Genomic DNA, 949 nt, shown 5'->3' on the forward strand with positions numbered 1-949 from the left:
CAACTGTTTTGCCCTTTCAGAAGCCTGGGATGATGAATTTACTCAATATCCACTGGTGATGGGGTTGATTCTCGGCACCGGCGTTGGCGGCGGGCTGATTTTCAACGGCAGGTGATGCTGCCAACTTACTGATTTAGTGTATGATGGTGTTTTTGAGGTGCTCCAGTGGCTTCTGTTTCTATCAGCTGTCCCTCCTGTTCAGCTACTGACGGGGTGGTGCGTAACGGCAAAAGCACCGCCGGACATCAGCGCTATCTCTGCTCTCACTGCCGTAAAACATGGCAACTGCAGTTCACTTACACCGCTTCTCAACCCGGTACGCACCAGAAAATCATTGATATGGCCATGAATGGCGTTGGATGCCGGGCAACTGCCCGCATTATGGGCGTTGGCCTCAACACGATTTTACGTCACTTAAAAAACTCAGGCCGCAGTCGGTAACCTCGCGCATACAGCCGGGCAGTGACGTCATCGTCTGCGCGGAAATGGACGAACAGTGGGGCTATGTCGGGGCTAAATCGCGCCAGCGCTGGCTGTTTTACGCGTATGACAGGCTCCGGAAGACGGTTGTTGCGCACGTATTCGGTGAACGCACTATGGCGACGCTGGGGCGTCTTATGAGCCTGCTGTCACCCTTTGACGTGGTGATATGGATGACGGATGGCTGGCCGCTGTATGAATCCCGCCTGAAGGGAAAGCTGCACGTAATCAGCAAGCGATATACGCAGCGAATTGAGCGGCATAACCTGAATCTGAGGCAGCACCTGGCACGGCTGGGACGGAAGTCGCTGTCGTTCTCAAAATCGGTGGAGCTGCATGACAAAGTCATCGGGCATTATCTGAACATAAAACACTATCAGTAAGTTGGAGTCATTACCTCCTCCCGAACTCAAAGCTATCATACAGATAATTACTGGTTAACCCTATATAGGGCATTTTAAAGTGTTGT

3 protein-coding genes are annotated in these 949 nt (G+C 52.1%); 2 read left to right on the plus strand and 1 reads right to left on the minus strand.

Annotated features, from left to right (window positions below; all coding sequences use genetic code 11):
* Together SB660_RS18870 and SB660_RS18875 are read left to right on the plus strand one after the other, a co-directional pair.
* Positions 1 to 115, plus strand: a 115-nt coding sequence (locus SB660_RS18870) for an ROK family protein (RefSeq protein WP_410583738.1), incomplete at its 5' end; no start/stop codon positions are given.
* Positions 116 to 165: 50 nt separating this feature from the next.
* Positions 166 to 863, plus strand: a protein-coding gene (locus tag SB660_RS18875) for an IS1-like element IS1A family transposase (RefSeq protein WP_103215986.1) whose coding sequence is annotated in 2 segments (ribosomal slippage) — positions 166 to 415 and positions 415 to 863 — 699 coding nt in all. Because the reading frame shifts where the segments join, the coding sequence is not laid out codon by codon here.
* Between the two features lie 10 nt (positions 864 to 873).
* Here SB660_RS18875 and SB660_RS18880 read toward each other — a convergent pair.
* A partial coding sequence (locus SB660_RS18880) for an omptin family outer membrane protease (protein ID WP_283205619.1) occupies positions 874 to 949 on the minus strand: 76 nt, incomplete at its 5' end.

Source organism: Bacillus sp. SIMBA_005 (assembly GCF_046535585.1).
Lineage (GTDB): Bacteria > Bacillota > Bacilli > Bacillales > Bacillaceae > Bacillus > Bacillus pumilus.